Source organism: Curtobacterium sp. PhB170 (assembly GCF_003752345.1).
Taxonomy (GTDB): Bacteria; Actinomycetota; Actinomycetes; order Actinomycetales; family Microbacteriaceae; genus Curtobacterium.
In genome coordinates this window covers 194,151-219,194 of sequence record NZ_RJUM01000011.1, presented here as the reverse complement: position 1 = coordinate 219,194, position 25,044 = coordinate 194,151, and the positions used below count along the sequence as shown (strand labels likewise).

Here is a 25,044-nt window from a genome sequence, read left to right as displayed (position 1 = left end):
ATGGCCCTCCGCACCCTCGAGGACCTCGGCGACCTCGCCGGCAAGCGCGTCGTCGTCCGTTGTGACCTGAACGTCCCGCTCAAGGACGGCACGATCACGGACGACGGCCGCGTGCGGGCGTCCCTGACGACCCTCAACACCCTCATCACCGCCGGCGCGCGAGTCATCGTGATCTCCCACCTGGGCCGACCCGACGGGGAACCCAAGCCGGAGTTCTCGCTCGCGCCGGTCGGCCAGCGGCTCTCCGAGCTGCTCGGCAAAGAGGTCACGTTCGTCGGCGAGACCGTCGGCGACGAGGCGACCGCGGCCGCCGAGGCCCTCGAGGACGGTGACGTCCTGCTGCTCGAGAACCTCCGGTTCAACCCGGAGGAGACCTCGAAGGACGCTGCCGCGCGCTCCGCGTTCGCGGGCCGCATCGCGGCACTCGGTGACGCCTTCGTCTCCGACGGCTTCGGTGTCGTGCACCGCAAGCAGGCCTCGGTCTACGAACTCGCGTCCGCGCTGCCCAGCGCAGCCGGTTCGCTCATCGAGACCGAACTGCGGGTGCTCGAGCGCCTGACCGCCTCGCCGGAACGACCGTACACGGTCGTGCTCGGTGGCTCGAAGGTCAGCGACAAGCTCGGCGTCATCGACCACATCCTGCCCAAGGTCGACACGCTGTGCATCGGCGGCGGCATGCTCTTCACCTTCCTCGCGGCCCAGGGCCACGGGGTGGCGAAGTCGCTGCTCGAAGCCGACCAGCTCGACGTCGTCCGCGAGTACCTCTCGCGGGCGGAGGAGCTCGGCGTGACGATCGACCTGCCGACCGACGTCGTGGTGGCCTCCGGGTTCTCCGCCGACGCGGCACACGAGACGGTGGCGGCCGACGCGATCGAGTCGTCGTCGTTCGGCACCGACGGCATCGGCCTCGACATCGGCCCGGAGACGGCGGCACGGTTCGCGTCGGCGGTGTCCGGCTCGAAGACGGTGTTCTGGAACGGTCCGATGGGCGTGTTCGAGTTCCCGGCCTTCGCCGCTGGCACGAAGACCGTCGCCAAGGCCCTGACCGAGGTCGACGGCCTCGGTGTGGTCGGCGGTGGCGACTCCGCCGCTGCGGTCCGCTCGCTCGGCTTCTCGGACGACCAGTTCGGGCACATCTCGACCGGTGGCGGTGCGAGCCTCGAGTTCCTCGAGGGCAAGTCGCTTCCCGGTCTCGAAGCACTGGGGTGGTCCGCATGACCCGCACGCCGCTGATCGCCGGCAACTGGAAGATGAATCTCGATCATCTCCAGGCCATCGCCACGGTCCAGAAGCTCGCGTGGACGCTGAAGGACGCCCGCCACGACTTCGACGACGTCGAGGTTGCGGTGTTCCCGCCCTTCACCGACCTGCGGAGCGTGCAGACGCTCATCTCGGCCGACAAGCTGCCGATCCACTTCGGTGCGCAGGACCTGTCGCAGTACGACTCCGGTGCCTACACCGGCGACGTCTCCGGCGCGTTCCTGTCGGCGCTCGACGCGCAGTACGTCATCGTCGGACACTCCGAGCGGCGCACGCTGCACGGTGAGACCGACGAGGTCGTCGCGGCCAAGACCGCCGCGGCCGTCAAGCACGGCCTGGTGCCGGTCGTCTGCGTCGGCGAGACCGGTGAGCAGCGCGAACAGCGCGGCGCCGGCGTCGTGCCGGTCGAGCAGCTCCGTGTCGTGCTCGACGCCGTGCAGCCGTCCGACATCGTCGTCGCCTACGAGCCCGTCTGGGCGATCGGTTCCGGCCAGGCAGCCACGGCCGAGCAGGCGCAGGACGAGTGCGCCGCGATCCGTCGCGGCATCGCTGCTGCCTGGGGCGACCAGGCCGCTGCCGACACGCGCGTCCTGTACGGCGGTTCGGTCAAGTCCGGCAACATCGCCGGGTTCCTCCGCGAGCCCGACATCGACGGCGCCCTCGTCGGCGGCGCATCCCTCGACGTGCAGGAGTTCGCGGCGATCGCCCGGTTCCGCCAGCACGTCGGGCTGTAGCCACACCTGCTGGCGTCGGGCTGTAGTCCGCACCACTCCCGTCCATGTACCGGCCGTGCCTCGCGCGGCCGGTACACTGGTACGGCTGACTGACACGAAAGGTACGTCGTGGCGATACTCTCCGTCGTGCTGCAGGTCCTGCTCGCAATCACGAGCCTCCTGCTCACGCTCCTCATCCTCCTGCACAAGGGCCGCGGTGGCGGCCTCTCCGACATGTTCGGTGGCGGCGTGACGAGCAACCTCGGGGCGTCCGGCGTCGCCGAGCGCAACCTCAACCGCATCACGGTGATCCTCGGTCTGGTCTGGATCGTCTCCATCATCGTGCTCGGTCTCATCAACAAGTTCACGGCGGGGGTCTGATCCATGGCTAGCGGAGGCAGTGCAATCCGAGGGTCCCGCGTCGGCGCCGGACCGATGGGCGAACAGGACCGTGGGGTCCAGGCCGAGCGTGTGGCGATCTCGTACTGGGACGCCCTCGGCAACGAGGTCGTGCGGTACTTCGCCGCGAACCTCCCGGACGAAGAGATCCCCGAGACGGTCGATTCGCCGTCGAGCGGGCTCCCCGCCGGGCGCGACAAGGAGAACCCTCCCGTGGTCTCCAAGACGGAGCCCTACAAGACGCACCTCGCGTACGTGAAGGAGCGTCGCACCGAGGAAGAGGCAGCGCAGCTCCTCGAGGACGCGCTCCAGCAGCTCCGCGAGCGTCGCGGGACCGCGGCCAAGAAGGCGTAGCGCCCACACACATTGACGAAGGCCCCCGCACCGCGATGGTGTGGGGGCCTTCGTGCGTCGCGGGGGTTCTTGGGCTCCACAGGGCGCGTGCGTCCCGCCGAGGTTCCACGACATGCCGCGTGCGTCCCGCCGAGGTTCCACGGCCAGTCGGTGTGAGCGCCGAGGTTCCGAAATCTCGGAACCTGCGGGAGTCGGCGGTGAGGGCGGCCACCGCGGCACGACAGCTCGACGGGCCGGCGGTGCAGCAGCGTGTGGGCGTCGCCGAGGTTCCACGACATGCCGCGTGCGTCCCGCCGAGGTTCCACGGCCGGCCGGTGCGAGCGCCGAGATGCCGAGATTTCGGAACCTCGGGGGCAGGGGAGCGACGGCACGACGGACGGGAGGCCCGGTGCCAACTGGCACCGGGCCTCCCGTCAGGCAGGACGCGCGTCTAGTACGTCGACGCGATGAGGTTCTCGGGGACGTCGCGCGCGGCGTCCTGGTCCACGAAGAAGACGGTGCGCTTGCGCCCCTGGACGCCGCCCACGGGGACGTCCTCGACGGAGGCGCCCGCCAGGGCGAGCCCGAGGACCGATGCCTTCTCGGCACCGGACAGGATGACCCACACGCGCTGCGAAGCGTTGATCACCGGGTAGGTGACCGTCAGACGCTGCGGCGGCGGCTTGGGGGAGTCGTCGACCGACACGACGGTGCGGTCGGTGACCGTGAGCTGCGGGAACTCGGGGAAGAGCGACGCGGTGTGCCCGTCGGGGCCGACACCGAGCAGCGTGATGTCGAAGCGCGGAGCGACGGCACCCTCGTACGCGGCGTCCTGCAGCTCGCGCTCGTACTGCAGCGCGGCCGCTTCGATGTCGATGCCGGCGTCGGACGCGGGCATCGGGTGGATGTTCGACTCCGGGATGTCCACGTGGTCGAAGAAGTCGGTCTGCGTCCCCGTGGTGTTGCGGTCGGCGTCACCCGCCGGCACCCAGCGCTCGTCGACCCACCAGACGTGGACCTTCGACCAGTCGACGCTCTCGCGCGCCGGCGACTGGCCGATCGCGGCGAGGACGAGGGACGACACCGAGCCACCGCTGATCGCGATGTCGGCACGCTCCTGCTCGTCGAGCACGTCGATGATCTTGGTGATGAAGCGTGCGGCGACCGAAGCGCCGAGGGCCTGCTTGTCCGGGTGCACGAGCACCCGCCGTTCGTTGGTCACGTGACTCCCGTGTTCGTGGCGGCCGACCGGTCGTACGACCGCCTTCGGTCCGGTCGGGCCGCCTGCACCAGACAGGCGGCCCGACCGTTGTGGGGTGCTCAGCGGGCGATGGTCTCGCGCAGCTGGGGAACCCCGTGCTTGACGACGTCTCCGAAGAGGACGTCCGGGTCGAGTCTACGGAGTTCCTCGGCCAGGCAGTCACGCAGGTTGCGGCGTGGCAGCGACAGGTCGTGCGTGGGCTGACCGGGCATCGAGAGCGTCGCGACGTCCACCAGGGAACGCTCGAGGTCGATGGTGCCCGACTCGCGCACGAGCTTGACGCCGTGGATGCCGCTCGAGCCGGTCGCGCGCGGCGACGTGGTGACCGTCACCGGCACCTCGAGCTGGAGCTGCAGCCACGCGGCGAGCAGGATCGTCGACGGGCTGTCCGACGCGCCCGTCACCTCGACGCCGGTGATCGGCTCGTACGGCGGCTGGTCGAGCGCCGCGGCGAGCTGGTTCCGCCACAGGGTCAGTCGGGTCCACGCGAAGTCGGTGTCGCCCGGCACGTACGAGGCACCGAGCGCCTCGATCGCGCCGTTCGGGTCCTTCTGCGCGGCGGCGTCGGTGATCCGGCGCTGGGCGATGCGGCCCAGTGCCGAGGCCGACGGCTGCGACGGCGCGGTCTGCGGCCACCAGGCCACGACCGGGGCGTCCGGCAGGAGCAGGCCCGTGACCAGGCTCTCCTCGTCGGTCGCGGTCTCACCGTAGGCGCGGAGGACGATGACCTCGCTGGCGCCCGCGTCGCTGCCCACGCGGATCTGCGCGTCGAGACGGCCGGGCGACTTCGTGTCGCCGTCGTTCTTCGACACGATGATCACGCGCATCGGGTGCTCGCGGGACGCCTCGTTCGCGGCCTCGATCGCTTCTTCCTCGTGGCCGAGGGCCGTCGAGATGATGAGCGTCAGGACACGACCGAGGGCGACGGCGCCGCCCTCTTCGCGGATGTGGACGAGCTTCTTCTGGATCTTCGAGACCGTGGTGTTCGGCAGGTCGATCTTCATGGACGCCTCCAGGTCCGGCCGTCGCGGGCGAGCAGGGCATCGGCGGACGCCGGACCCCACGTGCCGGGACGGTACTGCTCGGGCTGGCCCTGCGTGGCCCAGAACTCCTCGATCGGGTCGAGGATCTTCCAGGACAGTTCCACCTCTTGGTGCCGCGGGAACAGCGGCGGGTCGCCGAGGAGCACGTCGAGGATGAGTCGCTCGTACGCCTCGGGAGACGCCTCGGTGAAGGCGTGGCCGTAGCCGAAGTCCATCGTCACGTCGCGCACCTGGGTGCCGACGCCGGGAACCTTCGAGCCGAACCGGAGCGTGACGCCCTCGTCCGGCTGGACGCGGATCACGAGCGCGTTCTGACCGAGGGGGGACTGCGAGTTGCCGTAGACGTCCTCGGGGACACGCTTGAAGACGATCGCGATCTCGGTCACACGGCGCCCGAGGCGCTTGCCGGCGCGCAGGTAGAACGGGACGCCCTGCCAGCGACGGGTCGCGATGTCGAGCTTGATCGCCGCGTACGTCTCGGTGCCGGACTCGGGGTTCATCCCGGCCTCGTCGAGGAACCCGAGCACCTTCTCGCCGCCCTGCCAGCCGCCGGCGTACTGTCCACGCGCCGTGGCGGTCGACAGGTCCTCGGGCAGCCGCACGGCGGACAGCACCTTCTCCTTCTCGGCGCGCAGGTCGGCGGCCTTGAACGAGACGGGCTCCTCCATCGCGGTGAGCGCGAGGAGCTGCAGCAGGTGGTTCTGGATGACGTCGCGCGCCGCGCCGATGCCGTCGTAGTACGCGGCACGTCCGGCGACGCCGATGTCCTCGGCCATCGTGATCTGGACGTGGTCGACGTAGTTCGAGTTCCAGATGGGTTCGTACATCTGGTTCGCGAACCGGAGCGTCAGCAGGTTCTGGACGGTCTCCTTGCCGAGGTAGTGGTCGATGCGGAACACGTCGTCGGGCGCGAAGACGCTCTCGACGATCGCGTTGAGCTCGCGCGCGGTGCGGAGGTCGGAGCCGAACGGCTTCTCGACGACCACGCGGCTCCACGAGCCCTCGCGCTTCGCGGTGAGGCCGGACAGCTTCAGCTGCTCGGTCACCACCGGGAACATCTTCGGCGGGATGGACAGGTAGAACGCGTGGTTGCCCAGCGTCCCGCGCTCGGCGTCCAGGTCGTCGACGGTCTGCTTGAGCTGCAGGAACGCCTCGGGGTCGTCGAACGAGCCCTGGACGAAGCGGATGCCCTGTTCGAGCTGACGCCAGACGTCCTCGTCGAACGGGGTGCGGGAGTGTTCCTTGACGGCGTCGTGCACGAGCTGGGAGAAGTCTTGGTCCTCCCAGTCGCGACGAGCGAACCCGACGAGCGCGAACCCCGGGGGCAGGAGCCCCCGGTTGGCCAGGTCGTAGACCGCGGGCATCAGCTTCTTGCGTGACAGGTCGCCCGTCACGCCGAAGATGATGAGCGTGCTCGGTCCCGCGATCCGGTTCAGTCGACGATCCGTCGGCAGCCGGAGCGGGTTGTGCTCCGGGGTGATTGCCACCGGTGACATGAGTCGGTGAACTCCTTACGAGTCAGTGGGAGACGGCGGACGCGATCGCCGCGGTGGCGGCGTGGACGTCCGACGTGGTGAGGGTGAGGACCGGCCGGCCGTGCTCGGCGAGGACACTCGCGTCGCCGGCTGCCTGGGCCCGGAGGAGCTGCCCGAACGTGAACGGCCGACCCGGGATCGCCAGGTCGTCTGTTTCGTCGGCCACGATCTGCAGGAACACTCCCGTGGCGGGGCCGCCCTTGTGGTACTGGCCGGTCGAGTGCAGGAACCGCGGACCGTACCCGAAGGTCACGGGTCGCTCCGTGCGCGCCGCGATCGCGTCACGCAGCGACTCGAGGTCGCTGTTCGTGGTGCGGTCGACGTACGCCTGCACCGACACGTAGCCGGTCGGGTCGAGTGCGGACAGGAGGCCCGACACGGCTTCCGAGAGCGTCGCACCGACCGCGAGTCCGGGCGTCGCGCGGACGGCGATGCCGTCCTCGGAGAACGCCGGCTCGGCCGGAGCGGGGCGGTCGTCGAGCAGCGCGCGGGTCGCGACCTTGGCGGCCTCGACGTCGGGCTGGTCGAACGGGTTGATGCCGAGCAGGCGACCGGCGACCGCGACGGCGTACTCCCAGACGAGGATCTGGCCACCGAGCGTGCCGGTGATCTCGACCTCGCCGTCGGCCACGTGACGCTCGTCCTCGCGCGAACCGACCAAGCGGATGACCTGGACGTCGGGCAGGCCGGCGGTGACCTCGGGGGAGTCAGTGTGCAGCACGACGGGCAGCAGGCCACGGCCGTCCTTGCCGGTCGACTCCGCGATCAGCTGTTCGACCCAGTCGCCGAAACCGACGATGTGCGTGCCGTCGGGCACGATGGCGATCTTGTCGCGCAGCGGCTCGGTGCCGGCGAGGACCGCACCGAGCACGAGCCCGGGGTTCTCGTTCAGGTCGACCGAGAGCAGCGCGGAGATCGCGTCGGCCTCGTCGAGGAGCTCGGCGATGTCCGCTCCCGCGAGCCCGGACGGCACGAGGCCGAAGGCGGTGAGCGCGGAGTAGCGTCCGCCGACCGTGGGGTCGGCGGTGAAGACGCGGTACCCGGCGTCGATCGCAGCGGCCTCGAGCGCGGAGCCCGGGTCGGTCACGACGACGATGCGGCGGGCGGGGTCGATGCCGGCGTCGCGGAAGGCCTGCTCGTACACACGACGCTGCGAATCGGTCTCGAGGGTCGAGCCGGACTTCGACGAGACGACGAGCACCGTGCGCTCGAGGTCGGTCGTCACGGCCGCGCGGACCTGTGCGGGGTCGGTCGAGTCGAGGACCGTGAGGGGCACGCCGGCGGTGCGCGTGATGACCTCGGGTGCGAGGGACGAGCCGCCCATGCCGGCGAGGACGACGTGGTCGACCCCTTCGGCACGGAGCGACTCGCGCAGCGCGGTCACCTCGGCGACGAGCGGGCGGGAGACCGAGACGGCCTCCACCCAGCCGAGGCGCTTCGACGCCTCGGCCTCGGCGGCGGTTCCCCACAGATCGGCGTCCTGGGCGGTGATGCCCGAGGCCACCAGGTCAGCGACGAGCCGCGGGACCACCTGTTCGATGGCCCGCGCGGCGTCGCCGCTGGCTGCGATGGAAACCGTCACTACTTGGCGCCCTCGAGCGCTGCCTTGACGGTGTCGACGAGCTCGCCCCAGGAGACGATGAACTTGTCCACGCCCTCCTTCTCGAGCAGTGCGACGACCTCGTCGTAGTCGACGCCCTGTGCGGCGAGCTGGTCGAGGACCTGCTGCGCCTGGTCGAACGTGCCGGCGATGGCGTCGCCGTGGATCTCACCGTGGTCGAACGTGGCGTCGAGCGTCTTGCCCGGCATCGTGTTGACGGTGTTCGGGGCGGCGAGCTCGGTCACGTAGAGCGTGTCGGGGAGCGACGGGTCCTTGACACCGGTCGAGGCCCAGAGCGGACGCTGCGTGTTGGCACCGGACTCGAGCAGGCCGAGGGCACGCTCGGAGGCGAACGCCTCGGTCCAGACCTGGTACGCGAGCTGCGCGTTGGCGATGCCGGCCTTCGACTTGAGGGCCTTGGCCTCGTCGGTGCCGACGGCGTCCAGGCGCTTGTCGATCTCGGAGTCGACGCGCGACACGAAGAAGGACGCGACCGAGTGGATCTTGGAGAGGTCGTGGCCGGCGGCCTTGGCCTTCTCGAGCCCACCGAGGTAGGCGTCGATGACGGCGCGGTAGCGCTCGAGCGAGAAGATCAGGGTGACGTTGACGGAGATGCCGGCGCCGATGACCTCGGTGATCGCCTCGAGACCCTCGAGCGTCGCCGGGATCTTGATGAGGACGTTCTCCTTGCCGACCTTCTCGAACAGGAACTTGGCCTGCTCGATGGTCTTGGCGGTGTCGTGCGCGAGGCCCGGCTCGACCTCGATCGAGACGCGGCCGTCGAAGCCCTTGGTCTCGTCGTAGATCGGCTTGAAGACGTCGGAGGCGTTCGCGACGTCCTGCGTGGTGATCTCGAAGATCGCGTCGGTGACGTCGGTGCCCGCAGCGGCGAGCTCCTTGACCTGCGAGTCGTAGCGCTCACCCTTGGCGAGGGCCGACGCGAAGATCGTCGGGTTGGTCGTCACACCGACGACGTTCTTCTGCTCGATGAGCTCGGTGAGCTTGCCGGTCTCGAGGAGCTCGCGGGAGAGGTCGTCGAGCCAGATGCTCACGCCGACCGCGGAGAGGGCGGCGGTGGGGGTGTTCTCAGCCATGTGTTTCTCTTCTTCTTTCATCGACGGGTCCGTGAGGACCGTGAGTCGGGGTTTCGGGGACGGGAGGCCCGTGGCGGAACCGAGCCGGGCCTCCCGGAAGAAGGGCCGGATCCGGAAACCGGACCCGGCCCTTGCAGGTCAGGAAGCTGCGATCGATTCCTTCGCGGCGGCCACGACGTGCTCCGTCGTGAAGCCGAACTCCTTGAAGAGCGTCTGGTAGTCGGCCGAGGCACCGAAGTGCTCGATCGAGACGCTGCGGCCCTTGTCGCCGACGATGTCGCGCCAGCTCATGGCGATGCCGGCCTCGACCGACACGCGAGCGGTGACGTCCTTCGGGAGCACCTGGTCCTGGTAGTTCTCGGACTGGGCGCGGAACCACTCGATCGACGGGGCGCTCACGACGCGGGCGTTGATGCCCTCGGCCTTGAGCTGCTCGCGTGCCTCGACCGCGATCTGGACCTCGGAACCGGTCGCGATGAGGATGACGTCCGGGGTGCCGTTGGGCGCCTCGGCCAGGATGTACGCACCCTTGGCGACGTTCTTCGCCGAGGCGAAGACCTCACCGGAGGCGTCACCCTCGCCACGCTCGAACACGGGGAGGTTCTGACGGCTCAGCGCGATGCCGGCCGGGCGGTCGGTGTGCTTGAGCATCTCGAGCCACGCGTACGCGACCTCGTTGGCGTCGGCCGGGCGGACGACGTCGAGACCGGGGATCGCACGGAGCGAGGAGACCTGCTCGATCGGCTGGTGCGTCGGGCCGTCCTCGCCGAGGGCGATGGAGTCGTGGGTCCAGACGTAGATCGCCGGCGCCTGCATGAGCGCGGCGAGACGGACCGCCGGACGCATGTAGTCGCTGAAGATGAGGAACGTGCCACCGAAGGGGCGGGTGTTCCCGTGCAGGACGATGCCGTTGAGGATCGAGCCCATGGCGTGCTCGCGGATGCCGAAGTGCAGCACGCGGCCGTACGGGTCGGTGCTCCACGTCGACGTCGAGGCCTCGGCCGGACCGAAGGACTTGGCGCCCTCGATCGTGGTGAGGTTCGACTCGGCGAGGTCGGCGGAACCGCCCCAGAACTCGGGCATCAGTGGCGCGATGGCGTTGATGACCTTGCCGGAGGCGGCACGGGTCGAGACGGCCTTGTCGGTCGGGAAGACCGGCAGTGCTGCCTCGAGGTCCGCGGGGAGCTCCTTGGCGTTGACGCGGTCGAACAGCGCCTTCTTGTCGGCGTTGGCAGCAGCCCACGCGTCGAAGGTCTTCTGCCACTCGGCGTGCTGCGCCTGGCCCTTGGCGACGGCGCCGCGGGTGTACTCGAGGACCTCGGGGGCGACCTCGAAGGTCTTCGACGTGTCGAAGCCGAGGACCTCCTTGAGGCCCTTGATCTCGTCGGCGCCGAGCGCCGAACCGTGGATCTTGCCGGAGTTCTGCTTGGTCGGCGACGGCCAGCCGATGATCGTCTTGAGGACGATGAGCGACGGCTTGTCGGTGACCTGCTGGGCGGCCTCGATCGCGGCGTGGAGCTCCACGGCGTCCTCGGAGTACTCGCCGGTCTTCTTCCAGTCGACGATCTGGACGTGCCAACCGAGCGCCTCGTAGCGCTCGGGGACGCTCTCCGAGAACGCGATGTCGGTGTTGTCCTCGATCGAGATCTGGTTCGAGTCGTAGAACGCGATCAGGTTGCCGAGCTGCTGACGGCCGGCGAGCGAGCCCGCCTCGTTCGTCACGCCCTCCTGCATGTCACCGTCACCGGCGATCACGTAGGTGAAGTGGTCGAACGGCGACTGGCCGGCCGGGGTCTCCGGGTCGAACAGGCCGCGCTCGAAGCGCTGGGCGTAGGCGAAGCCGACCGAGGACGCGAGGCCCTGGCCGAGCGGGCCGGTGGTGATCTCGACACCGTCGGTGTGGCCGTACTCCGGGTGACCCGGGGTCTTCGAGCCCCACTTGCGCAGGTGCTGCAGGTCGTCGAGCTCGAGGCCGTAGCCGTGCAGGTAGAACTGCACGTACTGCAGGATCGAGGCGTGACCGGCGGAGAGGATGAAGCGGTCGCGGCCGATCCAGGTGGAGTCGCTCGGGTCGCGACGCATCACCTTCTGGAAGAGCAGGTGTGCGAGCGGCGCGAGGCTCATCGCGGTGCCGGGGTGACCGTTGCCGGCGGCCTCGACCGAGTCGGCGGCGAGAACGCGGGCCGTGTCGACGGCCTTCCGGTCGATGGCGTCCCAGGTGAATTCAGCCACTTGGATGTTGACCCTTCTTGATGCGACATGTGCGAGGGCTCGTGCCATCGCACGGACATGTGGCCATCCCGGGGCCGAGTCGTGTCGCCGTCTAGCGGCGGCCGACCGGCTCATCGCGGCCGACGTCATCGGGGCGCGCACTGCGGGAGGGCAGGTCCAGCATAGTGACCAGCCACTCAGAAGGGGTTCAGGTGACGCCCGATGTTCACGAGTCGGGTCACCCGGGCCCCCGTCCGCCGGGCGTGTCGTGCTCCGCGGCTCGTCGTTCTGCACGGGATGTCTGCACGGGATGGGGGAGCGGGGCATCATCGCGGCGCTTCCATCACGTAAACTGTCGACGACCCGTGGACATTCCGGGTCAGCGCATGCCCGGACGCCGCCGCAGTCGTCCACCGAGTGTGCGAGCTGATGCGAACAGACTGAGGTTCCCTTGCCGACTGCCACCGTGACCAGGCCCGACACCGATCGACCCCGATCGACGCTGTCCCGCAAGGTCCGTGCGTACGTCTCGTTGACCAAGCCGCGGGTCATGGAGCTGCTGCTCGTGACCACCGCGCCGACCATGTTCCTGGCCGAGCGTGGCGTGCCGGACCTCTGGCTCGTGTTCTGGACGATGCTCGGCGGGGCGATGTCCGCCGGCTCGGCGTCGGCCTTCAACTGCTACATCGACCGTGACATCGACCGCCTGATGAAGCGGACGAGCACCCGCCCGCTGGTGACCGGTGAGCTCTCGGACCGCGAAGCCCTCGTGTTCTCGTGGATCCTCGGCGTCCTGTCCACCGCGGTGCTCGGGTTCCTGGTGAACTGGCTCGCCGCGGCCCTGAGCGTCATCGCGATCCTCATCTACGTGTTCGTCTACACGCTGTGGCTCAAGCGCCGCACCCCGCAGAACATCGTGTGGGGCGGCTCGGCCGGCTGCATGCCCGTGCTCATCGGCTGGGCGGGCGTCACCGGCTCCCTCACCTGGGCCCCGGTCATCCTCTTCATGGTCATCTTCCTCTGGACGCCGCCGCACTACTGGCCGCTGTCGATGAAGTACCGCGACGACTACGACGCCGCCGACGTCCCGATGCTCGCCGTGGTCCGCGGTCGCACCGTCGTCGGCCTGCAGGTCGTGCTGTACGCCTGGGCGACGCTCGTCTGCTCGCTCCTGCTCATCCCCGTTGCGCACATGGGGCCGCTGTACACCGTGGTCGCACTGGCCGGTGGCATCTGGTTCGTCGTCGAGTCGCACCGGCTGTACTCGCGGGCGATCCAGCACGTCGAGCACGTGCAGCCGATGCGCGTGTTCCACAGCTCGATCACGTACCTGACGCTGCTCTTCATCGCCGTGGGCATCGACCCGCTGCTGCCGCAGGTCTTCACCTTCTAGGCGCTGTGCGCCGCCACTGGGCGACGTCGTACGACGATCTCGATGTCGTACGACGTCGCCTTCGTCGTCGGTGCGCGTGCGCAACGGTTGCGGGCGCGGGGTTGCGACGTCCTCGACGTCGTACGACGTCGAGGACGTCGTTGCGGGTCAGTGCGGGACCTTGCGCGGCCGTGGACGTGGGCGCGGGGCGGACGGGAGGCGCGTGGCGGCGCCGCCACGGGCCTCCCGGCCGACGGGTGCCTGCTCGGGCGCGGGGCGCACGCGTCCAGCGACGATCCACCGGTCGATCGTCGCGTGGACTGTCGGGCCGTGCGTACGCACCCGATGCGTGTGCAACGAACGACACCCCACGAGTCGATCGACTCGTGGGGTGTCGCAGAACGGGTGTCGGAGACGGGCGCAGCGGGCGCGACGCGCCCGGGCGTCAGGCGGCGTCGAGTGGTTCGCGCACGGCCTCGCGGCCGGCGCTGGCGCGCGTGGCGAGCACGACCGCCGTGGTGGCCCCGACGAGCAGCCCGGCGAGCACCATGTGCGTGCCCACCAGCCCGACGGGCAGGCCGGTGCGGGCCTGGGTCAGGCCGACGGCGATCTGCAGGAACTCGACGACGAGCAGCAACAGCGCCCACTTGCTCGAGATCCGGAGCCGGACGGCGCCGACGACGAGCACGAGGGTCAGCGCGAACAGGGCGTACGCGGGCCAGGCGTGCACGTGCTCCATGACCGCGGGATCGAAGCCCGTGCGGTGCAGCATCCCGCCGTCGACGGCCTCGTCGGCACCGGCGTGCGGGCCGCTGCCGGTCGTCAGGATGCCGACGAGCACGGTGACCACGACGGCGGCGACGGTGCCGCGGACGACGCCGGTGTACCAGCCGGGCACGAGGCGGTGGCTGGTGCGGGGGCCGTGCATCGTCCGGTAGACCAGGGCCGCGGTGACCGAGGTCAGGGCGGCGGACACGACGAAGTGCAGCCCGACGACGAACGGGTTGAGGTTCGTGAGCACGCTGAGCCCACCGATGACGGCCTGGACCGGGATCGCGACGCCCTGAGCGAACGCGAGCCAGAACAGTTCGGGGCGCGTGCGGAGCATCCGGACGACGGCCAGGAACATCGCGATCGCCACGATGACGAGCACGAAGGTGAGCAGTCGGTTGCCGAACTCGATGATCCCGTGGATGCCCATCTCGGGCGTGGAGACGAGCGAATCGGCCGTGCACTTGGGCCAGGTGGGGCATCCGAGGCCCGACGCCGTCAGGCGGACGAGGCCGCCGGTGCCGATCAACACGACCTCGACCACGAACGAGGCCCACGCCAGCGCGATGACCCGGCGGTCGACGACCCGGGGGAGTGACCACCACCGTGCGGTCCGGAGATCCTGGTCGACGGGGGGTCCGACGCGAGTCACGAGGGTGGTGCCTTCCTGTTGTTCCGTGCAGTGAACCTGTAGGATTCGAGGGTTCAGCAGCAGTCAAGTCTAGGCAGGCGCCGGCTCCGAATGGGCCGAGATCGCCGATCGATCCAGGGACTGCGTGGAACCATTGTCGTTGCGAGGGAGCAGCACCGTGTCCGCCTGTCGGCGGTCTGCGGTGGAATGGCGTCCAGACGCCACGGGTTGACACCTGAAGACGCTGCCCCGCGAGAAGGAAACGAGGAGACCATGTCCGACGTGCTCATCGACCGTCCCGAGCTCGAAGGGCTCGGGCAATACGAGTTCGGCTGGTCCGACTCCGACTCGGCCGGGGCCTCGGCCCGCCGTGGGGTCTCGGACGAGGTCGTCACCGACATCTCGAACCTCAAGCACGAGCCCGAGTGGATGCTCAAGAACCGGCTCAAGGGCCTGCAGCTCTTCGGCCGCAAGCCGATGCCGACGTGGGGTGCCGACCTGACGGGCATCGACTTCGACAACATCAAGTACTTCGTGCGCTCGACCGAGAAGCAGGCGCAGTCGTGGGAGGACCTCCCCGAGGACATCCGCGCGACGTACGAGAAGCTCGGCATCCCCGAGGCCGAGCGCCAGCGCCTCGTCGCCGGTGTCGCCGCGCAGTACGAGTCCGAGGTCGTGTACCACCAGATCCGCGAGGACCTGGAGCAGCAGGGTGTCATCTTCATGGACACCGACACCGCGCTCCGCGAGCACCCCGAGCTCTTCCAGGAGTACTTCGGCACCGTGATCCCGGCCGGCGACAACAAGTTCGCCGCGCTGAACACGGCCGTGTGGTCGGGCGGCTCGTTCGTCTACGTCCCCAAGGGCGTCCACGTCGAGATCCCGCTCCAGGCCTACTTCCGGATCAACACCGAGAACATGGGCCAGTTCGAGCGGACGCTGATCATCGCGGACGAGGACTCCTACGTCCACTACATCGAGGGCTGCACCGCCCCGATCTACAAGTCGGACTCGCTGCACTCGGCCGTCGTCGAGATCATCGTGAAGAAGAACGCCCGCGTTCGCTACACGACGATCCAGAACTGGTCGAACAACGTCTACAACCTCGTGACCAAGCGTGCGATCGCGCACGAGGGCGCCACGATGGAGTGGATCGACGGCAACATCGGCTCCAAGGTGACGATGAAGTACCCGTCGATCTACCTCGCCGGTGAGCACGCCAAGGGCGAGACCCTGTCCGTCGCGTTCGCCGGCCCCGGCCAGCACCAGGACGCCGGCGCGAAGATGATCCACATGGCGCCGTACACGACGTCGTCGATCGTCTCGAAGTCGATCGCCCGTGGGGGTGGTCGTGCCGGCTACCGCGGCGAGGTCCGGGTGGACCCGTCGGCCCACCACGCGGCGAACACCGTGCGGTGTGACGCGCTGCTCGTCGACACGATCAGCCGGAGCGACACGTACCCGGCGATCGACATCCGCGTCGACGACGTCCAGCTCGGGCACGAGGCCACGGTCTCGCGCGTGAGCGAGGAGCAGCTCTTCTACCTGATGTCCCGCGGCATGGCCGAGGACGAAGCGATGGCGATGATCGTCCGTGGCTTCATCGAGCCGATCGCCCGCGAGCTCCCGATGGAGTACGCGCTCGAACTCAACAAGCTCATCGAGATGAGCATGGAAGGATCCGTCGGCTAGATGTCCAGCACCACCCCTCCCCACATCGACCAGCCGATCGAGCCCGCGGCACCCGCCCAGGGTGCCGAACAGCACGGCGCCGGAGCCCACTCCGACGGCGGCTGGGACGCCCCGGACAAGAAGATCCCGGTCCAGACCCGCTCCGAGCGGTTCCAGTCCGGCGACCTCGAGGCGTTCCCGACCGTCACCGGCCGCGAGGTGAACTGGAAGTTCGCGCCTCTGGCGAAGCTCCAGCCGCTCCTCGACGGTGGTCTCGACGGATCCGCCTACCGGTTCCTCGCCCGCCAGTCCGACGGTGCCGACGTCGAGTGGGGTCGCAGCGACGACCCCCGCGTCGGGACCGCCGGTCTGCCCGAGGACCGTGCAGCGGCCGCTGCGTGGACGGCGCGCGACGCCGTCCTCGCCGTCACCATCACGGCGACCGAGGCGCACGAGTTCATCACCATCACGCGTTCCGACTTCGGCACGCAGCCCCGCGCCGCGCACACGGTCATCACGGCCGAGCCGCACGCCCAGGGCATCGTCGTGCTCGACAACCGCGGCAGCGCACTGCTCAGCGAGAACATCGAGATCGTCGTGCAGGACGGCGCACGCCTGACCGTCGTCAGCCTCCAGGACTGGGACGACGACGCGGTGCACGTCTCGACGCACTTCGCCGAGGTCGGCCGCGACGCCTTCCTGAAGCACGTCGTGGTCTCGCTCGGCGGCGACGTCATCCGGGTCAACCCCTCGACGCACCTCGGTGCGCAGGGCGCCGACACCGAGATGTACGGCGTGTACTTCGCCGACGCCGGTCAGTACATCGAGCAGCAGGTCTACGTGAACCACGACGCGCCGAACACGCGCGGTCGGGTCAACTACAAGGGCGCGCTGCAGGGCAAGGGCGCGCACACCGTGTGGATCGGTGACGTGCTCATCGGTCGCGCCGGTGACGGCACCGACTCGTACGAGCAGAACCGCAACCTCGTGCTGACCGACGGCACCCGTGCCGACAGCATCCCGAACCTCGAGATCGAGACGGGCAACATCGAGGGCGCCGGCCACGCGAGTGCGACCGGTCGCTTCGACGACGAGCAGCTGTTCTACCTGCAGGCCCGCGGCATCCCCGAGGAAGAAGCGCGTCGTCTCGTCGTGCTCGGCTTCCTGGTCGAGGTCATCCAGAAGATCGGTGCGCCCGAGCTCGAGGAACGACTCATCGCCGCGGTCGAGCAGGAGCTCGCCGAGGGCCGCTCGGTGATCGTCGCGCCGGCGGAGGCCGACGCCTGATGCCCACGAAGGTCTGCGCGGAGTCCGAGATCGCGGTGGACAGCCCCATGCGCGCCGTCGTCGACGGCACCGCGGTGGCCATCGTGAAGGACTCCTCCGGCACCGTGCACGCCATCGGTGACACCTGCACCCACGGGGACATCTCGCTGGCCGAGGGGTTCATCGAGGGCGACACGCTCGAGTGCTGGGCCCACGGCTCCCGCTTCTCGCTCGCCACGGGGAAGCCGCAGAACTTCCCGGCGTACGAGCCCGTCCCGGTGTTCCGGGTCGAGGTGCGCGAGGGCGACGTCTACGTCGACGTGCACGATCCCGTCCCCGTCGACTGACTCCGCCTCCCGGCCCCCACACTTTCCGCGGCCCGTCCGCGACACGACAGAAAACCGAAGGAACCCACGCAATGTCCACTCTGGAAATCCGCGACCTCCAGGTCTCGATCGACACCGATCAGGGCACCAAGGAGATCCTCAAGGGTGTCGACCTCACGATCAACGAGGGCGAGATCCACGCGATCATGGGGCCGAACGGCTCCGGCAAGTCCACGCTGGCGTACACGATCGCCGGGCACCCCCGGTACAACGTCGTCGGTGGCTCGATCACCCTCGATGGCGAGGACGTCCTCGCGATGAGCGTCGACGAGCGCGCCCGTGCCGGCATGTTCCTGGCGATGCAGTACCCGGTCGAGATCCCCGGCGTGACGGTGTCGAACTTCCTCCGCACCGCCAAGACGGCGATCGACGGCGAAGCCCCCGCCCTGCGCGGCTGGATCAAGGAGCTCCGCCAGTCGATGGCGGACCTCAAGATGGACTCGTCGTTCGCCGAGCGCAACGTCAACGAGGGCTTCTCCGGTGGCGAGAAGAAGCGCCACGAGATCATGCAGCTCGAGCTCCTCAAGCCCCGCTTCGCCGTGCTCGACGAGACCGACTCCGGCCTCGACGTCGACGCGCTGAAGATCGTGTCCGAGGGCGTGAACCGCGCCAAGGCCGCGACCGGCCTGGGCGTGCTGCTCATCACGCACTACACGCGCATCCTGCGCTACATCAAGCCGGACTTCGTGCACGTGTTCGTCGCGGGCAAGGTCGCCGAGCAGGGTGGCCCGGAGCTCGCCGACCGCCTCGAGAACGAGGGCTACGACCGCTACGTGCAGGCCGCGGCGGCGTCCGCCGCAGAGGCGCAGGCCTGATGATCGCGGCACTCGCACCGGAGAAGTTCGACGAGGTCGTCGAGGGCCTGAAGGAGGTCCAGGACCCGGAGCTCGGCGTCAACATCGTCGACCTCGGCCTGATCTACGACCTGGCCTGGGACGACGAGGCCTCGGCGCTCGTGATCAGCATGACGCTGACGAGTGCCGGCTGCCCGCTGACCGACGTCATCGAGGGTGACACCGCGAACGCCCTCGACGGCATCGTGGACGCCTTCCGCATCAACTGGGTCTGGATGCCGCCGTGGGGTCCGGAACGGATCACCGACGACGGGCGCGAGATGATGCGCGCGCTCGGGTTCGCGATCTAGTCGCGACCACATCGCTGACGGGAGGCCCGGTGCCAGCTGGCACCGGGCCTCCCGTCTGTCCGTGGTCGCGCCGCGCGCGGTGCGCGACACGCCACTCACGTTCGCCGAGGTTCCACGGACGGACGCACAAGCGGCCGGGGTTCCGAGATATCGGAACCCCGGCCGCCGGAGCCGGGCGTGTCGACCGTGTCGACGACGAGCGCGCCGCGCGTCAGCGGCGGCCGAGCGCCTTCCACGCGAGCGGCACGATGCCCGCGGCGATGAGCGCCTTCGCGATCCCACCGACGATGAACGGGTACAGGCCAGCAGCGAGCACCGACTGCAGGTCGTTGGGTGCACCGAGCTGCCCGAGCACGACCGCCAGGTACGGCAGGCCGGTCACGAACGGGATGGCACTGGCGAGCAGCATCGCGACGGCTGCGCGCCCGAAGTGCCGGTCCCAGTTGCGGCGGGCCAGCCAACCGACGACGCCCGCGGCGGGGATGAACCCGATGACGTAGCCGAAGCTCGGCACGGCCAAGGCCTGCAGGCCGCCGGTCATGTCGGCGAAGAACGGTGCGCCCGCCAGGCCGGCGACGGCGTAGACGAGCAGCGAGAGCATGCCGCGGCGGGCACCCAGGGTCGCACCGACGAGCACGACGGCGAGCGTCTGCCCGGTGATCGGGACCGGCCACATCGGGACCTCGAGCTGTGCCATCGCAGCGGTGAACAGGGCTCCGCCGGCGACGAGGGCGGCGTTCGTGGCCAGCCCGTGCGTCCGCAGACGGTCGGCGAGGACTGCGCGGGGAGCGAACCCGGTGGCGTTCGTCATGGATTCTCCTAGAATGGACTGCTGGTCCCGTTCGGAACCATCGGTCCCGTCAGCGTAGCGGTGCACCTCACGCACACGTCGTTGTGCAAACCCACCAACTGATTGGACGTCCACTGTGCTTGCCGTGCACGAACTCGAGATCCGCGTCGGAGCTCGTCTCCTCATGGAAGACGTGTCCTTCCGTGTCGAGAAGGGCGAGAAGATCGGACTCGTCGGCCGCAACGGCGCGGGGAAGACGACGATGACCAAGGCCCTCGCGGGCGAGACGCAGCCAAATGGCGGCACGATCGACCGCGGTGGTGAGATCGGCTACCTGCCGCAGGACCCCCGTTCCGGTGACCCGGAGGAGACCGCGCGGAAGCGCATCCTCGATGCCCGCGGGCTCGGTGAGCTCGTGGAGGGCATCCGCCTCGCCACGCTCGACATGGCGAGCGAGGACACCGCCGTCGCCGAGAAGGCGATGCGCCGGTACAGCCGACTCGACGACCAGTTCAACGCGCTCGGCGGCTACGCGGCCGAGGCCGAGGCGGCGTCGATCGCGTCGAACCTCAAGCTGCCGGACCGTATCCTCGACCAGCAGCTCAAGACCCTGTCCGGTGGTCAGCGTCGTCGCATCGAGCTCGCGCGGATCCTGTTCTCGGACGCCGAGACGATGATCCTCGACGAGCCGACGAACCACCTCGACGCCGACTCGGTCGTGTGGCTGCGCGAGCACCTGAAGACCTACCCCGGCGGCGTCATCATCATCTCCCACGACGTCGAGCTCGTGGAAGAGGTCGTCAACCGCGTGTTCTACCTCGACGCCAACCGCCAGACCATCGACATCTACAACATGGGCTGGAAGCTCTACCAGCGCCAGCGCGTCGCCGACGAGGAGCGTCGCCGCAAGGAGCGCGCCGGCGCCGAGAAGAAGGCCGCGACGTTGAAGGACCAGGCCGCTCGGTTCGGTGCGAAGGCCTCGAAGGCCGCCGCGGCGCACCAGATGGTCGCGCGTGCCGACAAGCTGCTCGCGGGCCTCGAGGACGAGCGCGTCGCCGACCGGGTCGCCAAGATCCGCTTCCCCACGCCGGCTCCGTGCGGCCGCACCCCGCTGATGGCCGAGGGGCTGTCGAAGTCCTACGGGTCGCTCGAGATCTTCGCGGGCGTCGACCTGGCGATCGACCGCGGTTCGCGCGTCGTCATCCTCGGGTTCAACGGTGCCGGCAAGACGACGCTGCTCCGGATCCTCGCGGGTGCCGACTTGCCCGACACCGGTGAGATCCAACCCGGCCACGGTCTGCGCATCGGGTACTACGCGCAGGAGCACGAGAACATCGACATCAACCGCACCGTGATCGAGAACATGGTGTCGGCGTCGACCGACCTCAACGAGACCGAGGCCCGTCGCGTGCTCGGTTCGTTCCTGTTCACCGGGGACGACGGCTACAAGAAGGCCGGGGTCCTGTCGGGTGGCGAGAAGACCCGACTGTCGCTCGCGATGATCGTGGTCTCGGGCGCGAACGTGCTGCTGCTCGACGAGCCGACGAACAACCTGGATCCGGCGTCGCGCGAGGAGATCCTCAATGCCCTCGCCGGGTTCGAGGGCGCGGTCGTCCTGGTGTCGCACGACGCCGGTGCCGTCGAGGCGCTCAACCCCGAGCGCGTGCTGCTGCTGCCGGACGGCACCGAGGACCACTGGAACAAGGACTACGCGGAGCTCATCGAGCTCGCCTGACGCCGGTCGGTCGGCAGGGCAGCCGGGCGGCCAGGCGGAGCCTGTCCGCACGGTGCCGGGTTCGCCGTTCGGTGCGGCGTTGCGCGCTGGGTGCGCGCTTGCAGTGGGGCACGGTGCGCGGAAGCGCGCACGGGGTTGCGAGGTGCGCACGGTGCGGCCTGGAGGCGCGGTGCCGGTCGTGCGCCGTGCCTCCCGTCCGCACGGTGCCGGGTTCGCCGTCCGGTGCGGCGTTGCGCGCTTGCAGCGGAGCACGGTGCGCGGAAGCGCGCACGGGGTTGCGAGGTGCGCACGGTGCGGCCTGGAGGCGCGGTGCCGGTCGTGCGCCGTGCCTCCCGTTCGCACGGTGCCGGGTTCGCCGTCCGGTGCGGCGTTGCGCGCTGGGTGCGCGCTTGCAGCGGAGCACGGTGCGCGGAAGCGCGCACGGGGCTGCGAGGTGCGCACGGTGCGCTGACGCGCGCACACAAGCGCGCGCGTCAGCGGCGGGACGCGATCAGGTCGTCCTCGATCTCGGCGTCGGTCTTCGGCTTGGCGTCCTTGCGGCGCTGCCGCTCCTGGGCGCGCTCGCGTTCCTCCGGGTCGTCCTGGTTGAGGTTCCGGTACTCCTGCACCATCACGTACGCCAGGAACCCGAAGCCGCCGGCCGCGAACAGGAACCACTGGATGAAGTAGCTCAGGTGCAGGCCGGTGTCGGCGGTGGGACGCTCCCAACCGAGCGGGCGCGCCTCGGTCGGGGCGGGGGACTCAGAGGCGAGCTCGCCGTACGCACCGGTCCAGATGGGGGTGTCGACCTTCTTCGCGACGTCCGCCAGTGTCACCGACTGCACCTGGTCGGTGTGCGCGGGGTCGGTGCGGCCGGGGATCCGGGGTTCGCTCTGCTGCAGCCGGACGATCGCCGTGACCTCGCCCGACGGGGGAGCGGGCACGTGGTCGGGGGCGTCCTGCGCGTTGCCGGTGGGGACCCAGCCGCGGTCGACGATGAACGCGCGGCCGTCGTCGGCGACCAGGGGGGTGAGGACTTCGAAGCCGGGCTGGCCGTTGTGCACGCGGTTGCGGACGAGCAGCTGCGCGTCGATGTCGTAGCGCCCCGTGACGGAGACGCGGAGCCACTCCTGCTCGTCCTGCCAGCTCGACGCCGTCGGCAGCGCCTGGTCGAGGGGAACCGGGGTGTGGTCGTAGTTCTGGGCGACCTGCTCGTTCTGGCGCACCGCTTCGTTGCGGCGGTCCCACTGCCACATGCCGAACAGGGCGCAGACGATCGCGAAGGCCACGGCGATCGCGAAGTACCCCAGCCAGCGGCGACTCCGGACGAAGTGCCAGCCGACGAAGGGCTCGTCCGGATCCTGGGTGCGGCGTTCATCGTCCGGCACGGAGCGACGGGCGTGGTCGGCGGCGCGCTGCAGCTTGGCTGCGTGCTTCCGGCCGTACCGGGAGTGCGGGTCGAAGTCGTCGGTCATCGACCGGTGCCGGCGGAGCGCACCCCGACGTCGTTCTTCGGCGACGCGGCTGGGTCGCGTTCGTCGTCGAGCCGGTCGACGTCCTCGTGCATGCCGGTGACGCGCACCGGGAAGGTGCGGGACCGCAGGTAGTCGGCGAGGAAGTCGCGGTGCTCCTCGCACGCGGCCCAGATCTTCACGCGGTCGGCGGAGTGGATCCGGGGGTTGCGCCAGTTCACCCGCCACGCTGCCGTGTTGGAGCAGCCGGCCCGGGAGCAGACGGGGGTCGAGCCCGGTTCGGTGTGCAGGTCGAAGGTCGCGCCCATCAGCGGGGTCCCCACATCTTCGAGCGGTCGCCGTTGCGCTGCCACTCGTCCTGTGCGTGCTGGGCCTGCTGCCGGAGGCGGTCCTGCTCGTCGCGGTAGGCCTGGGCCCGGTCCTCTTCCTGCTGCTCGCGGAGGCCCGGGTCGACTGCGTCGTAGAGCTGCATCGCACCGGCGGGCGAGATCATGTCGCTCTCGGTCCGGCTGCCGGCGTTCGCGACGATGACGGCGACCCAGGGGATCACGGCGGCGAGGACGATCGGCACGACGGCGATCCAGGAGTGCCAGATGGAGTAGACGAGCACGGCCACAACGAAGAGGACGACGCGGATGGCCATCTGCCACACGTAGCGGGACAGGCGGTGCGCCCGGTCCAGCTCCGGCGAATCCGGGAGCGTGGTGATGCTGGTGTGCGTGCTCTTCATACAGATGGTCTCCGTCTACCCGTGGTCCAGCCTAAGCCTCCGGGGCCGATCGTGGGTGCGCCGCGCGCGAACGGGCTGCGGTGCTGGCTCCGCTACGCTCGTCCGGGCGTGTCCGCCGACCCGTCGGCACGACACGACCGCACACCACCACCGAACGGAGCGACCATGAGCACCCCCCGTACCGTCCTGATCACCGGCGGCAACCGCGGCATCGGCCACGCCCTCGCCGAGCGTTTCGTCGCCGCCGGGCACCGCGTCGCGGTCACGTCGCGCAGCGGACAGGGCGGACCCGAAGGGGCCCTCACCGTGCAGGCCGACATCACCGACACGGCCTCGGTGGACGCCGCCTTCACGCAGGTCGAAGCCGAGCTCGGACCGATCGAAGTGCTCGTGGCCAACGCCGGCATCACGAACGACCAGCTGCTGCTCCGTATGTCCGAGGACGACTTCACGAGCGTCGTCGACACCAACCTGACCGGCACGTTCCGGGTCGTGAAGCGCGCCACCAAGGGCATGATGAAGGCCAAGTTCGGGCGCATCGTGCTCATGTCGAGCGTCGTCGGCGCCTACGGCCAGATCGGCCAGGTCAACTACGCGTCGTCGAAGGCCGCCCTCGTCGGCATGGCCCGGTCGATCACCCGAGAGCTCGGCTCGCGCGGCATCACCGCCAACGTCGTCGCGCCTGGGTTCATCCAGACCGACATGACGGCCGCGCTGTCCGATGAGCTGCAGGCCGAGTTCAAGAAGGCGATCCCGGCGGCCCGGTACGGCACGGTCGACGACGTCGCCGATGCCACGCTGTTCCTGGCGAGCGACGGGGCCGGCTACGTCTCCGGCGCGATCATCCCGGTCGACGGCGGCCTCGGCATGGGCCACTAGCCAGCCAGCCCGGCGGGCCCGCTCGGCCTGAGCGACACTGCTCGGGCCGCGCGGGCCGAGCAGTGTCGCCCTGCGCGAGACTCGGCTGCGAGGATCGGCGGAGCGTCAGCCGCGCAGGCCGAGCGTCGCGAGCACGGCGGACAGGTCGCGGTCCACCACGGCGACGTCCGCCTGCTCCCGCACGCGCGGCTTCGCGTCGAACGCCACCGACAGGGCGGCGACGCGCATCATCTCGAGGTCGTTCGCCCCGTCGCCGATCGCGACGGTGCGGACCGCGTCCACGCCGTCGGCCTCGGCCCAGTCGCGCAGGGCGACGGCCTTCGCGTGCGCGTCCACGACGTCGCCGAGCACACGGCCGGTCAAGACGCCGTCGGACACCTCGAGTCGGTTCGCCCGGCAGTGGTCGAGACCGAGCTGCTCGGCGAACGGGTCGAGGACCTCGTGGAACCCGCCGGACACGACACCGACGGTCCCACCGGCGGCGTGCACGCCGCGGACGAGTTGGTCGGCACCCCGCGTCACGCGGACCGCCTGCTGTGCGCGTCGGAAGACGTCGACCGGGAGGCCCGCAAGGGTCGCGACCCGCTCCCGGAGGCTCTCGGCGAAGTCGATCTCCCCGCGCATGGCGCGCTCCGTGATCGCCGCGACCTGTGGCCGGGTCCCGGCGGTGTCGGCGAGGAGTTCGATCACCTCGTCCTCGAGGAGGGTGGAATCGGCATCGAGGACGACGAGGAAGCGGGGCACGGACCAACGGTACCGACAGACGGAG

At 69.7% G+C, this 25,044-nt stretch carries 24 protein-coding genes; 12 read left to right on the top strand and 12 right to left on the bottom strand.

Features of this window, described 5'->3' with window-relative positions:
* The 4 genes from EDF40_RS11885 to EDF40_RS11870 all read left to right on the top strand — a co-directional run bounded on the left by EDF40_RS11885 (position 1) and on the right by EDF40_RS11870 (position 2,726).
* Positions 1–1,218, top strand: coding sequence for a phosphoglycerate kinase (locus EDF40_RS11885; RefSeq protein ID WP_123339679.1), 1,218 nt, complete (start codon positions 1–3; stop codon positions 1,216–1,218).
* Positions 1,215–1,994 (top strand): triose-phosphate isomerase, encoded by a 780-nt coding sequence (tpiA, locus tag EDF40_RS11880; RefSeq protein ID WP_111084168.1) that lies wholly within the window; start codon positions 1,215–1,217, stop codon positions 1,992–1,994. Before EDF40_RS11885 ends, tpiA begins: the two co-directional genes overlap by 4 nt.
* A 108-nt stretch (positions 1,995–2,102) precedes the next feature.
* Entirely contained in the window at positions 2,103–2,354 is a 252-nt protein-coding gene (gene secG / locus EDF40_RS11875) for a preprotein translocase subunit SecG (RefSeq protein WP_017887256.1), read from the top strand.
* A gap of 3 nt (positions 2,355–2,357) precedes the next feature.
* Positions 2,358–2,726: an RNA polymerase-binding protein RbpA gene (locus EDF40_RS11870; RefSeq protein ID WP_027465686.1), complete on the top strand. Its 369-nt coding sequence runs from the start codon at positions 2,358–2,360 to the stop codon at positions 2,724–2,726.
* A 430-nt stretch (positions 2,727–3,156) separates the two neighbouring features.
* On the opposite strand, the gene pgl is transcribed toward EDF40_RS11870, so the two are convergent.
* The 6 genes from pgl to tkt all read right to left on the bottom strand — a co-directional run bounded on the left by pgl (position 3,157) and on the right by tkt (position 11,470).
* On the bottom strand, positions 3,157–3,927 hold the full coding sequence (gene pgl / locus EDF40_RS11865; RefSeq protein ID WP_123339678.1) for a 6-phosphogluconolactonase: 771 nt from the start codon (positions 3,925–3,927) through the stop codon (positions 3,157–3,159).
* 98 nt (positions 3,928–4,025) lie between these two features.
* The gene (locus EDF40_RS11860; RefSeq protein ID WP_111083961.1) at positions 4,026–4,970 is read right to left on the bottom strand and encodes a glucose-6-phosphate dehydrogenase assembly protein OpcA; all 945 of its coding nucleotides are present in this window, start codon (positions 4,968–4,970) and stop codon (positions 4,026–4,028) included.
* Positions 4,967–6,505 (bottom strand): glucose-6-phosphate dehydrogenase, encoded by a 1,539-nt coding sequence (gene zwf / locus EDF40_RS11855; protein WP_111083962.1) that lies wholly within the window; start codon positions 6,503–6,505, stop codon positions 4,967–4,969. Before zwf ends, EDF40_RS11860 begins: the two co-directional genes overlap by 4 nt.
* A gap of 22 nt (positions 6,506–6,527) precedes the next feature.
* Entirely contained in the window at positions 6,528–8,126 is a 1,599-nt protein-coding gene (locus EDF40_RS11850) for a glucose-6-phosphate isomerase (RefSeq protein ID WP_123339677.1), read from the bottom strand.
* On the bottom strand, positions 8,126–9,238 hold the full coding sequence (tal, locus tag EDF40_RS11845; protein WP_027465681.1) for a transaldolase: 1,113 nt from the start codon (positions 9,236–9,238) through the stop codon (positions 8,126–8,128). The genes EDF40_RS11850 and tal overlap by 1 nt, the downstream gene beginning before the upstream one ends.
* 138 nt (positions 9,239–9,376) lie before the next feature.
* Positions 9,377–11,470 (bottom strand): transketolase, encoded by a 2,094-nt coding sequence (tkt, locus tag EDF40_RS11840; protein ID WP_123339676.1) that lies wholly within the window; start codon positions 11,468–11,470, stop codon positions 9,377–9,379.
* Between the two features lie 445 nt (positions 11,471–11,915).
* On the opposite strand from tkt, the gene EDF40_RS11835 reads away from it, so the two are divergent.
* Positions 11,916–12,842 (top strand): heme o synthase, encoded by a 927-nt coding sequence (locus EDF40_RS11835; RefSeq protein WP_111083966.1) that lies wholly within the window; start codon positions 11,916–11,918, stop codon positions 12,840–12,842.
* Positions 12,843–13,266: 424 nt separating this feature from the next.
* Here EDF40_RS11835 and EDF40_RS11830 read toward each other — a convergent pair whose 3' ends face one another.
* Positions 13,267–14,244 carry a heme A synthase gene (locus EDF40_RS11830; protein ID WP_111083967.1) on the bottom strand — a complete coding sequence of 326 codons (978 nt, stop codon included), beginning with the start codon at positions 14,242–14,244 and terminating at the stop codon, positions 13,267–13,269.
* Positions 14,245–14,496: 252 nt separating this feature from the next.
* Between EDF40_RS11830 and sufB the strand changes: the two genes are divergently transcribed.
* The 5 genes from sufB (at position 14,497) to EDF40_RS11805 (ending at position 18,690) form a co-directional block, all read left to right on the top strand.
* Positions 14,497–15,915, top strand: coding sequence for a Fe-S cluster assembly protein SufB (gene sufB / locus EDF40_RS11825; RefSeq protein WP_123339675.1), 1,419 nt, complete (start codon positions 14,497–14,499; stop codon positions 15,913–15,915).
* The gene (gene sufD, locus EDF40_RS11820; RefSeq protein ID WP_123339674.1) at positions 15,916–17,181 is read left to right on the top strand and encodes a Fe-S cluster assembly protein SufD; all 1,266 of its coding nucleotides are present in this window, start codon (positions 15,916–15,918) and stop codon (positions 17,179–17,181) included.
* Positions 17,181–17,507, top strand: a complete 327-nt coding sequence (locus EDF40_RS11815) for a non-heme iron oxygenase ferredoxin subunit (protein WP_111083970.1) — start codon at positions 17,181–17,183, stop codon at positions 17,505–17,507. The genes sufD and EDF40_RS11815 overlap by 1 nt, the downstream gene beginning before the upstream one ends.
* Before the next feature lie 71 nt (positions 17,508–17,578).
* On the top strand, positions 17,579–18,361 hold the full coding sequence (gene sufC / locus EDF40_RS11810; protein ID WP_111083971.1) for a Fe-S cluster assembly ATPase SufC: 783 nt from the start codon (positions 17,579–17,581) through the stop codon (positions 18,359–18,361).
* A complete protein-coding gene (locus tag EDF40_RS11805; protein WP_111083972.1) occupies positions 18,361–18,690 on the top strand; it encodes a metal-sulfur cluster assembly factor in 330 nt (109 codons plus the stop codon). The genes sufC and EDF40_RS11805 overlap by 1 nt, the downstream gene beginning before the upstream one ends.
* Positions 18,691–18,901: 211 nt before the next feature.
* Here the strand turns inward: EDF40_RS11805 and EDF40_RS11800 are convergent, their stop codons facing one another.
* The gene (locus EDF40_RS11800; RefSeq protein ID WP_123294377.1) at positions 18,902–19,501 is read right to left on the bottom strand and encodes a biotin transporter BioY; all 600 of its coding nucleotides are present in this window, start codon (positions 19,499–19,501) and stop codon (positions 18,902–18,904) included.
* A 115-nt stretch (positions 19,502–19,616) separates the two neighbouring features.
* Here EDF40_RS11800 and EDF40_RS11795 point away from each other — a divergent pair, with 115 nt between their 5' ends.
* Positions 19,617–21,215, top strand: coding sequence for an ABC-F family ATP-binding cassette domain-containing protein (locus tag EDF40_RS11795; RefSeq protein WP_123294378.1), 1,599 nt, complete (start codon positions 19,617–19,619; stop codon positions 21,213–21,215).
* 473 nt (positions 21,216–21,688) lie between these two features.
* Here the strand turns inward: EDF40_RS11795 and EDF40_RS11790 are convergent, their stop codons facing one another.
* The 3 genes from EDF40_RS11790 to EDF40_RS11780 are packed head-to-tail and all read right to left on the bottom strand — an operon-like array spanning position 21,689 to position 23,396.
* On the bottom strand, positions 21,689–22,669 hold the full coding sequence (locus EDF40_RS11790) for an SURF1 family protein (protein ID WP_123339673.1): 981 nt from the start codon (positions 22,667–22,669) through the stop codon (positions 21,689–21,691).
* Positions 22,666–22,974 (bottom strand): hypothetical protein, encoded by a 309-nt coding sequence (locus tag EDF40_RS11785; protein WP_395862206.1) that lies wholly within the window; start codon positions 22,972–22,974, stop codon positions 22,666–22,668. The genes EDF40_RS11790 and EDF40_RS11785 overlap by 4 nt, the downstream gene beginning before the upstream one ends.
* Entirely contained in the window at positions 22,974–23,396 is a 423-nt protein-coding gene (locus EDF40_RS11780; RefSeq protein ID WP_123294380.1) for a DUF3099 domain-containing protein, read from the bottom strand. The genes EDF40_RS11785 and EDF40_RS11780 overlap by 1 nt, the downstream gene beginning before the upstream one ends.
* A 165-nt stretch (positions 23,397–23,561) precedes the next feature.
* On the opposite strand from EDF40_RS11780, the gene fabG reads away from it, so the two are divergent.
* Positions 23,562–24,275: a 3-oxoacyl-ACP reductase FabG gene (fabG, locus tag EDF40_RS11775; RefSeq protein ID WP_027465673.1), complete on the top strand. Its 714-nt coding sequence runs from the start codon at positions 23,562–23,564 to the stop codon at positions 24,273–24,275.
* Between the two features lie 105 nt (positions 24,276–24,380).
* On the opposite strand, the gene serB is transcribed toward fabG, so the two are convergent.
* On the bottom strand, positions 24,381–25,019 hold the full coding sequence (serB, locus tag EDF40_RS11770) for a phosphoserine phosphatase SerB (protein ID WP_123339672.1): 639 nt from the start codon (positions 25,017–25,019) through the stop codon (positions 24,381–24,383).
* Positions 25,020–25,044 lie beyond the last annotated feature (25 nt).

Excerpts from the sequence above, each read along its gene's own strand:
- EDF40_RS11790 (WP_123339673.1), bottom strand. The coding sequence starts at position 22,669 with ATGACCGACGACTTCGACCCGCACTCCCGGTACGGCCGGAAGCACGCA.
- sufD (WP_123339674.1), top strand. The coding sequence starts at position 15,916 with ATGTCCAGCACCACCCCTCCCCACATCGACCAGCCGATCGAGCCCGCG.
- EDF40_RS11885 (WP_123339679.1), top strand. The coding sequence starts at position 1 with ATGGCCCTCCGCACCCTCGAGGACCTCGGCGACCTCGCCGGCAAGCGC.
- sufC (WP_111083971.1), top strand. The coding sequence starts at position 17,579 with ATGTCCACTCTGGAAATCCGCGACCTCCAGGTCTCGATCGACACCGAT.
- EDF40_RS11860 (WP_111083961.1), bottom strand. The coding sequence starts at position 4,970 with ATGAAGATCGACCTGCCGAACACCACGGTCTCGAAGATCCAGAAGAAG.
- EDF40_RS11785 (WP_395862206.1), bottom strand. The coding sequence starts at position 22,974 with ATGGGCGCGACCTTCGACCTGCACACCGAACCGGGCTCGACCCCCGTC.
- EDF40_RS11780 (WP_123294380.1), bottom strand. The coding sequence starts at position 23,396 with ATGAAGAGCACGCACACCAGCATCACCACGCTCCCGGATTCGCCGGAG.
- sufB (WP_123339675.1), top strand. The coding sequence starts at position 14,497 with ATGTCCGACGTGCTCATCGACCGTCCCGAGCTCGAAGGGCTCGGGCAA.
- EDF40_RS11815 (WP_111083970.1), top strand. The coding sequence starts at position 17,181 with ATGCCCACGAAGGTCTGCGCGGAGTCCGAGATCGCGGTGGACAGCCCC.
- tal (WP_027465681.1), bottom strand. The coding sequence starts at position 9,238 with ATGGCTGAGAACACCCCCACCGCCGCCCTCTCCGCGGTCGGCGTGAGC.
- zwf (WP_111083962.1), bottom strand. The coding sequence starts at position 6,505 with ATGTCACCGGTGGCAATCACCCCGGAGCACAACCCGCTCCGGCTGCCG.
- fabG (WP_027465673.1), top strand. The coding sequence starts at position 23,562 with ATGAGCACCCCCCGTACCGTCCTGATCACCGGCGGCAACCGCGGCATC.
- EDF40_RS11870 (WP_027465686.1), top strand. The coding sequence starts at position 2,358 with ATGGCTAGCGGAGGCAGTGCAATCCGAGGGTCCCGCGTCGGCGCCGGA.
- tpiA (WP_111084168.1), top strand. The coding sequence starts at position 1,215 with ATGACCCGCACGCCGCTGATCGCCGGCAACTGGAAGATGAATCTCGAT.
- EDF40_RS11805 (WP_111083972.1), top strand. The coding sequence starts at position 18,361 with ATGATCGCGGCACTCGCACCGGAGAAGTTCGACGAGGTCGTCGAGGGC.
- EDF40_RS11800 (WP_123294377.1), bottom strand. The coding sequence starts at position 19,501 with ATGACGAACGCCACCGGGTTCGCTCCCCGCGCAGTCCTCGCCGACCGT.